This window comes from Arachidicoccus sp., from assembly GCF_050436765.1.
Lineage (GTDB): Bacteria > Bacteroidota > Bacteroidia > Chitinophagales > Chitinophagaceae > Arachidicoccus.
This window is the reverse complement of sequence record NZ_JBNQGD010000302.1, coordinates 1-7,767: the sequence shown is the minus strand read 5'-3', so window position 1 is coordinate 7,767 and position 7,767 is coordinate 1. Positions and strand designations below refer to the sequence as shown.

Below are 7,767 nucleotides of genomic sequence, written 5' to 3'. Positions count from 1 at the left end.
AAATCGTACGTTCTGCGTCTTCTTTATGTACAGCAATCATACCAATTACCTCATCGTTATGCTCATCGACCTCAATTCCTGTAACTCCGATGGCCCCTCGACCCGTTGGACGCACTTTCGCTTCCGGGAAACGAATTGCACGGCCGCTTTTTATCGCAAGCATTATTTCGTTTTTACCGTCGGTTACGATAGCTTCCAATAGCTGATCCCCCTCGTTAATAGTTATCGCATTTACACCGTTAGCACGTGGGCGACTGAATTCTTTTAATGCCGTCTTCTTGATAATTCCTTTGCGCGTACATAACACAACAAAGTGATTGTTAATATATTCTTCATCTGTTAGTTTCTTAACCTTGATAAAGGTTCTTACCTTATCATCTCCAGGAATCTGCATAAGGTTTTGAATAGCGCGACCTTTGGTATTTTTTTCTCCCTCCGGTATTTCATAAACTTTCATCCAGAACAAACGCCCTTTTTCTGTAAAGAACATCATAGTATCGTGGGTAGACGCTATAAATAAATGTTCCACATAATCTTCGTTACGCGTTGCAGCACCCTTTCCGCCTCGTCCACCGCGCTTTTGTTGGCGATATTCGGTAGCCGAAGTTCTTTTAATATAACCCAAGTGAGAAATAGTGATCACTACATCTTCCTGTTCAATTAAATCTTCTATACTGATATCATCGGCATTGTATTCGATAATGCTACGGCGCTCATCTCCAAACTTGGTCTTTACCTCCAGTAATTCTTCTTTAATTAAATCATAGCGTAATCCCTCATTGGCTAGCAACTCATTGAGCCTTCCAATAGTTTTCATCAACTCATTGTATTCATCCTGAATCTTATCACGTTCCATTCCGGTTAAGCGCTGCAAACGCATTTCCAAAATAGCTTTCGCCTGTATTTCATCCAAAAACTCATTAGCAGCTACCTCGCCAAGCAATTGAATAATTTGAGAGTTCTTCAATTTTAATTGAGCAGCTATCAGATTTTCTTTTGCTTCTTCCGGATTAGTAGAAGAGCGGATAATACGGATAACTTCATCGAGATTATCTAAAGCAATTAAATAGCCCTTTAACAAATGCTCACGTTCCTGCGCTTTGCGTAATTCAAATCTTGAACGACGTATGACCACGTCCATCCTAAATTCAACAAACTCACTTATTAACTGTTTTAAATTAAGTGTGCGCGGACGACCTTTACTGATGGCAACATTATTGATACCAAAACTGGTCTGAAGCTCAGAATATTTATATAATTGATTAATAATGACATTGGCCACGGCGTCCCGCTTCAATTCGACAACTATGCGTATACCACCGCGTTTACTGGTTTCATTATTAACATAAGCTATACCATCAATAATTTTATTCGTAGCCAACTGGCCTATTTTATCGGTAAGCGCATCGAGTCCTACCTGATAAGGAACTTCGGTAATAACAATTTTTTCACGACCCGAATCCTTTGTTTCCACGTGACATTTACCACGAACCATTACCCTGCCTCGCCCCGTCATCATGGCTTGCTTCACACCATCCATTCCAAAAATAACACCCCCGGTTGGAAAGTCCGGCGCCTTTACGTGGTGCATTAACTCTTCAATACCAATTTCTTTATTGTCGATATAGGCGATGCAACCATCTATCACTTCACTCAGATTATGCGGCATCATATTGGTGGCCATACCCACAGCAATACCGCTTGAACCATTTAACAACAATTGAGGAATACGTGTCGGCAGAACTTGTGGTTCTTTTAATGAGTCGTCAAAATTAAGTTGAAAATCAACTGTATCTTTCTCAATATCTTCAAGCATTGCTTCCGCAATCTTTTCCAGACGTATTTCTGTATAACGCATGGCAGCAGGCGAATCCCCATCTTGTGTACCAAAGTTACCCTGTCCATCGACCAACTTATAACGCATCGTAAATTCTTGCGCCATACGAACAACAGTGAAATAAATGGAGGAGTCCCCATGGGGGTGGTATTTACCCATAACTTCCCCGACAATACGCGCAGACTTTTTATAAGGTTTGTTGCTAAAGTTGCTCAATTCATTCATACCATAAAGTACGCGGCGGTGCACCGGTTTAAAACCATCACGCACATCAGGTAAAGCTCGACCAACAATCACACTCATCGAATAGTCGATGTAAGCAGTTTTCATTTCAGTCTCTATACTCACCGGAATTATCCGGTCGTGGTCTCCCGTTTCATCGGGCAATAAACTCTTATTTTCTTCCATAAATTATTTAAAAATCTTACTACAAATATTGCAGCGCAATGAATTCCAAAGTTACGTCTTTAGCGCCAAAAAACATTCATTTTTTAAGGAATGGACGCATAAAAAACTAAATATTTTTTTCAAATATTTAAAATGGCAAAATAATTGCTAAATCCCTTAAAAGATACGCAGATATTTTATTAGTGAACTGGTAAAATATTTCCTTCAAATATTCGTAAAGCTTGAATTTTTAATCTTATTTTAGAGCAAATATTAATAATGCAACGATGTTATACCGTTTGCTAAGAAACAATATAGAATCCGGCCCATTTTCAAACGAAGAAATTATCAAACAGGGTTTACTGCCCTCTGACCAGTTAAAACTGGAGGGGGAAGACCAATGGCATGCACCGACTGTTTTTAGCGAGTTTAAAGAGTTTACTACAAATTTCCCCAAACCTAAATTTAAAATTACCGCCAACAAAGAAGTTATTGAGATAAAGGAATCCAAAGACACACATATTAACCCATCAGGTTCCGACAAGGGGACGCCTACCGCCCCATTTAAAAGAGTTCCTTCTGCGGTGCCAAGAAATCGCAACGCGGCTGTCGACGATGTAGAAGATGCAGCTAAAAAGCCACACACTTCAGTGAAGGCCTCGGTGCAGCATATTGATGCAGCCCCCCATCTCGAAAAAAAGGAAAGGAAAGTTCAAGCCATAAAAAAGCAAAAAAAAGTGTCTGATGCAGGCGCTAATTTCAAGAAAGAGGTAATTATCCCGTTATCAATTTTAGCCGTTATTGGTGTACTTGCCTTTTTCGCCTATAAAAAATTTACGAATTCGTCCAGTTTATCTGCTCCGCCAGTCTATGTAGCGAACGACAGCAGCAACAATAGAATTGCCACAACTGGACCTGCAACAATAAAAACACCTAAAGATAAAACACCTAAGGCATCTCATTTAATTGATAGTAGCAAGAAATCCGGCAATCAGGATTCTTCACTTACACAAATAGACACCGCTAATGAATTAGATGCAGTGGCAACTGCCAAGCCGCAACTGGAAGATTCTGTCCAAAATAGTAAAAAGATTATAGTCCCCAAAGAGGAACCGTCTATCGAAAAAACAACCGCACAAATCACTAAACGCGAGAAGGAGGTCATCAAGCCTGCCAAGGCTCATGAAAGAAAAATAAGTGCGAAGAAAGGTAAATCAATTAACGATTTTGTTGCATTATCTTTAAATAAAGTCCCCAATAAAGAAATTAGAAATATAAAAATCAGGATAAAAAATATCAGTACTCAAACGTTAAACATTGCCGTGGTGGATGTGAAATATTTAGATGCCAACGGGAATACAATCACCGGAGAAACGCTTGAGGCAGCGAATATCGGAGCCGGAAAAACGGCAACCATAAAAGTTCCTAACAATAAGAATGCAGTAGATATTTCCTATAAAGTTTCTTTAATTAGCGGCGATAGTCTATATTTGATGGCGCATTAACCTGTGCACTTCGATTGCTTGCCAAACTAAAAATGCACCCCAAAGTTTTATTGAACTATTGGGGTGCATTTTTATAAGAATAACCTTTTTTATTTTTCAGAAAAAGTCAGATTACTTTTTCATATACATTACCTCTTTTACCAATTTTACTGTCCTCTCAATATTAGGCAAATAAGCATCTACCAACGTTGGCGAATAGTGCATTGGTGCATCGGCACTGGTAATACGGCGAATAGGCGCATCTAAATAATCAAAACCATCTTTTTGAATGCAGTAGGTAATTTCGGTACTTACTGACGCAAATGGCCACTGTTCTTCCACTATTACCAATCGATTTGTTTTCTTCACACTTTCCAAAATGGTATGTACATCTAATGGACGAATGGTACGTAAATCAATAACTTCAGCGCTAATTCCTTCTTTTTCCAGTTCAGCGGCTGCGCCCAATGCGACTTTCATCATCTTGTTGAAAGACACAATAGTTACATCTTTCCCGGCTTTTTTAATATCCGCTTTACCAATTTCAATATAATATTCTTCTTCAGGCACCTCAAATTTTTCACCATACATCACTTCACTTTCCATAAAGATGATAGGATCTTTTTCATAACGAATTGCTTGCTTCAACAGACCTTTCGCATCGTAACCATTTGAAACCGACACCACTTTAATCCCCGGTATATTCGCATACATTGATTCAAAAGCGGTGGAGTGCTGTGCGCCTAATTGTCCTGCACTTCCATTTGCTCCACGAAGCACGATCGGACAACCAATTTGTCCGCCGCTCATCGCCTGCATTTTAGAGGCCGTATTTAAAATTTGATCCAGTGCCAACACAGCGAAGTTCCAAGTCATAAATTCAACAATTGGCAACAAGCCGTTTTGCGCTGCACCTACGGCAACACCTGTAAAACCCAGTTCAGAAATGGGGGTATCAATTACGCGCTTAGGGCCAAATTCCGCCAACAGTCCCTGACTTACTTTGTAGGCACCGTTATATTCAGCAACCTCTTCTCCCATTAAAAAAACGCGTTCATCTCTTCTCATTTCCTCATTCATTGCTTCACGCAACGCTTCACGAAAGGCTATTTGTCGCATAACTACTTCTTATGATTATATAATTAATTTATGAATTTTAATCGCGCAAAAATATAACTTATTGGCTAATTAGCCAATAAGATTATTTGGTGCACTAATCTTCCGAAAGAAACGGGTAAATATAATCCGTCGGTGGATTAAACGTCTCTTTAATACTCCTTGCACTTAACCAGCGATAAAGATTCAACGCACTTCCCGCTTTATCATTGGTTCCAGACGCACGAGCGCCGCCAAAAGGCTGTTGACCAACAACAGCTCCGGTAGGCTTGTCATTGATATAAAAATTACCTGATGAATGACGCAATTTTTCGGTAGCTAATGCAATTGCCGCGCGATCCTTAGAAATGATAGAACCTGTTAAAGCATAAGGAGAAGTCTTGTCCAATAAATCCATGGTTTGTTCAAACTTGTCAGCATCGTACACATAAATGGTTAATACCGGCCCAAATACCTCTTCACACATCGTCACATATTTCGGATCTTTTGCTTCTATTACCGTAGGTTCTACAAAATAGCCTTCAGATTTGTCACAGCCTCCGCCAACAAGTATACTGGCTTTTTTATCCTTTTTTGCGTTAGCAATATATTTTGCAATCTTATCAAAGCTTTTTTCGTCGACGACCGCGTTGATATAATTGCTGAAATTTTCTACTGTACCTATTTTAAAAGTCTTTACCATCGCGACCAATTTCTCTTTTACTTTGTCCGCTATATTTGAAGGAATATAGGCACGAGAAGCAGCAGAACATTTTTGACCTTGGTATTCAAATGCACCGCGGGCAAGAGCGGTAACCACCACATCGACATCGGCAGACTTGTGTACCATTACAAAATCTTTTCCCCCGGTTTCACCCACAATGCGCGGATAAGATTTATACGTAGAAATATTCTCACCTATGGTCTTCCAAATGGTATTAAATACCTTAGAAGAACCGGTAAAATGAATTCCTGCAAAGTCCGGATGGCTGAAACAAACTTTACCAAAAACAGGCCCATCTACATGAATAAGATTGATAACGCCATCAGGCAATCCCGCTTCTTTAAAAATGCGCATAATCAGCTGTGCACTATAAATCTGTGTGTCAGCCGCTTTCCAGACAACGACATTGCCACAAAGGGCTGCGCTTGAAGGTAAATTTCCAGCTATTGCGGAAAAATTAAAAGGTGTAATTGCTACAACAAAGCCTTCCAGTGAACGCCATTCTGTACGATTGTGTACGCCGGGAGCGGAAGCGGGTTGTTGTCGGTAGATCTCACTTAAGAAATGTACATTAAAACGTAAGAAGTCTATCAGTTCACAAGCACTATCAATTTCTGCCTGATAAGCATTTTTGCTTTGACAAAGCATCGTTGCGGCATTTAATTGCGCACGATATTTCTCGGAAATCAAATCAGCAGCCTTTAAGAAGATATGTGCACGATCTTCCCAGGGCATTGCTTCCCAACTATTTTTTGCCTTTAAAGCAGCATCAATTGCCTGATGTATATGCTTTTGTTCTCCACGATGAAAATAACCTAATACATGATTTAGTTCATGTGGTGGATGTATGCTTACTTTATTTCCAGTTTTTACGATCTTACCACCAATATACATTGGCACTTCTATTTGTTTCTTTTTCGCCTCTGCCAGGGCTCTTTTTAACGCGACCCTTTCAACAGATCCGGGTTTATAGCTTAAAACCGTTTCATTTGCTGGCTTTGGGTAATCAAAATATCCGATGCTCATTTCTTAATTATTTATCAGTTAATCATTAATACTTAGTTGGACCCCATCACTCGTTTCGCAGGTTTGCTCCTACTACGCTTGCGCAGTGGGGCCACCAAAATTCAGGGGAATTTCTATTTCTTCCATATCTTGAATATTGCCGTTTTCTGATTCGTAACGTTCAATGTTTTCCACCAACGCGCGCATAAAGCGCTTGGCATGCATCGGTGTAAGAATAATACGCGACTTTACTTTGCTTTTTGGCGTACCGGGCATTACATTTACAAAATCTACAATAAATTCTGCGTGGCTATGGGTAATAATGGCAAGATTGGCATAAGTACCTTCAGCGATTTCTTCATTAATTTCAATGTTCAGCTGATTGCCAGGCATTGGGTTTTTTTCGTTAGACATTCGATTTGTACATTTTTATTGGAGAGCAAAGTTAGTAAATTCAAAACAGAAAAGACAAAAGCAAACGTTGTAAAGGGTTTAAATTATCAATTATCCTTATTGATTATCAATTGCTTTTCACCGAAGTCTATTTTACTTTAATTACATTTGTTCCTATAATTTGATTTTCAAAAGCCATAAAAGAATTCGAATGAAAAAAATATTCTTCACTTTAGCCGCATTTACTATGCTACAAGCCAACGCACAGCAAAACCTTAATCCCGAACAATTACTACAACTCGGCAGAGTAAGTGCCCTAGGCATTTCTAAGGACGGCAAATCTCTAGTGTACAAAGTTTCCACCCCTAATATAAAAGAGAATAAATTAGATACAAAAACCTATCAGATTCCTCTTACTGGCGGCACTGCTACCGAGCTCGAAGATAAGGATGCTGCATTGGCCAATGACCGTATTTCGCCTGATGGAAAGTATATTTTAAGCAATGACGAAGTAAAATTGGACAAGGTAATGGGTAAAGATATTTTCCCCGATTTAGACAAAACCTCCGGCCAAGTATATACTTCGCTCAATTACCGGCACTGGGATAAATGGTTTGATGGCAGTTTTAGTCATGTGTTTTTCGCACCCTACGAAAATGGGAAAGCAGGAATGAAAAAAGATATAATGCCCGACCAGCCCTACTTCTGTCCGCAACAGCCTTTTGGTGGCGATGAAGATTTTATCTGGTCGCCGGATAGCAAAAAAATAATTTATGTGACCAAAAAGGAATTTGGTACCGCCTACGCACAAAGCACGAATACTGATATTTTTGCTTACGATA

Annotated in this window: 5 protein-coding genes and 1 pseudogene; 2 read left to right on the top strand and 4 right to left on the bottom strand. The window is 39.5% G+C overall.

Going from position 1 to position 7,767, the window contains the following annotated elements:
* A partial coding sequence (gene gyrA / locus ACQR30_RS13035; protein ID WP_429735796.1) for a DNA gyrase subunit A occupies positions 1 to 2,245 on the bottom strand: 2,245 nt, incomplete at its 3' end.
* Positions 2,246 to 2,511: 266 nt separating this feature from the next.
* Between gyrA and ACQR30_RS13030 the strand changes: the two genes are divergently transcribed.
* Positions 2,512 to 3,729: an FxLYD domain-containing protein gene (locus tag ACQR30_RS13030; RefSeq protein WP_429735794.1), complete on the top strand. Its 1,218-nt coding sequence runs from the start codon at positions 2,512 to 2,514 to the stop codon at positions 3,727 to 3,729.
* Between the two features lie 111 nt (positions 3,730 to 3,840).
* Here ACQR30_RS13030 and ACQR30_RS13025 read toward each other — a convergent pair whose 3' ends face one another.
* From ACQR30_RS13025 to ACQR30_RS13015, 3 genes are all read right to left on the bottom strand, one after another.
* Entirely contained in the window at positions 3,841 to 4,827 is a 987-nt protein-coding gene (locus ACQR30_RS13025) for a pyruvate dehydrogenase complex E1 component subunit beta (protein ID WP_429735792.1), read from the bottom strand.
* 94 nt (positions 4,828 to 4,921) lie between these two features.
* On the bottom strand, positions 4,922 to 6,553 hold the full coding sequence (pruA, locus tag ACQR30_RS13020; protein WP_429735790.1) for an L-glutamate gamma-semialdehyde dehydrogenase: 1,632 nt from the start codon (positions 6,551 to 6,553) through the stop codon (positions 4,922 to 4,924).
* Between the two features lie 72 nt (positions 6,554 to 6,625).
* A complete protein-coding gene (locus tag ACQR30_RS13015) occupies positions 6,626 to 6,946 on the bottom strand; it encodes a DUF3467 domain-containing protein (RefSeq protein ID WP_429735788.1) in 321 nt (106 codons plus the stop codon).
* A 190-nt stretch (positions 6,947 to 7,136) separates the two neighbouring features.
* On the opposite strand from ACQR30_RS13015, the pseudogene ACQR30_RS13010 reads away from it, so the two are divergent.
* Positions 7,137 to 7,767: pseudogene (locus ACQR30_RS13010) on the top strand (S9 family peptidase); the annotation flags it as partial.

Coding starts and splice junctions, on each gene's coding strand:
- ACQR30_RS13030 (WP_429735794.1), top strand. CDS start 2,512: ATGTTATACCGTTTGCTAAGAAACAATATAGAATCCGGCCCATTTTCA.
- ACQR30_RS13025 (WP_429735792.1), bottom strand. CDS start 4,827: ATGCGACAAATAGCCTTTCGTGAAGCGTTGCGTGAAGCAATGAATGAG.
- pruA (WP_429735790.1), bottom strand. CDS start 6,553: ATGAGCATCGGATATTTTGATTACCCAAAGCCAGCAAATGAAACGGTT.
- ACQR30_RS13015 (WP_429735788.1), bottom strand. CDS start 6,946: ATGTCTAACGAAAAAAACCCAATGCCTGGCAATCAGCTGAACATTGAA.